Consider the following 982-nt stretch of genomic DNA (forward strand, 5'->3'; position numbering starts at 1 on the left):
GGCAGCCAGGGAGCCCAAGGACTAGTCGGCCAGACGGGCGCCACAGGCCCGGCCGGAATAGTCCCGATCTACGGCCCCTCAGGGCTGCGCGCCAACCCCAAGGCGTGGATGGGCACGGTCACGAGCGCCAACGGCCTCTGGACCGCCTCTATCGCGTCCACAGGCTGCACCGTCGCGCCGTGGAACGTGCAGGTTCAGGCCGTCGGCGTCGATAGCACTGCTGCCGGCGTTCGCGTCGCCAACGTGTCCTCGGTTTCCACGACCACGATCAGCGGCACGGTCACACAGCCAGCGACAGTCTCACTGCTCGGCGTCCTATCGCTGACTCTCGCCACGACCGGCACGCCCACCGTCTACGTTGAGGCTTTCTGTAACTGATGGCCTTCACCCCTCACCCCGTCGACGACGCGGAGCTGAACCGGATCCTCGACGAGGAACTGGCCACCGGCATCACGTTTGACAACGACGACGACAAGGACCGCCGCGAGAACGCCCTCGACTACTACGATGGGCGGATGCGCGACCTGAAGGCGCCCAAGGGCCGCTCTTCGGTCGTGGCGCGGGTGCTCGCCGAGCAGGTGGATCGCATCCTGCCGGGCCTGCTGCGGGTATTCGACGGCTCCGAAAAGGTGGTCAGCTACAGCCCGACGCGGCCCGGCGACGAGCCCGCCGCCAAGCAGGCCACTGACTACGTCAACTACATCTGGGAGAGCGAGTGCGACGGCTACGCCGTGCTGCAGTGCGCGATCCAGGATGCACTCGTCGTGCGCAATGGCCTCATCAAGGTCTACTGGGATCCCGAGCGCGAGTTTCACACCGAGCGGCAGACCGGCGTCTCGGCCGAGCAGCTTGTGTTGATGTTCGGTGACCAGCCCGGCATGCCCGCGCAGGAGGTCACCCTCTACGAGATCGAGATACGCCGCGTCACGCAGAACGGCCGCTTGAAGGTCGAGACCGTGGCGCCGGAGGACTTCGGCATCTC

The 982-nt window shown here is 66.6% G+C and carries 2 pseudogenes; both read left to right on the forward strand.

Annotated features, from left to right (window positions below):
* Positions 1–378, forward strand: a pseudogene (locus tag FV233_RS29595) (hypothetical protein); the annotation flags it as partial.
* A pseudogene (locus FV233_RS29600) lies at positions 378–982 on the forward strand (hypothetical protein); the annotation flags it as partial. The pseudogenes FV233_RS29595 and FV233_RS29600, both read left to right, overlap by 1 nt.

Source organism: Methylobacterium sp. WL7 (assembly GCF_008040085.1).
Taxonomy (GTDB): domain Bacteria; phylum Pseudomonadota; class Alphaproteobacteria; order Rhizobiales; family Beijerinckiaceae; genus Methylobacterium; species Methylobacterium mesophilicum.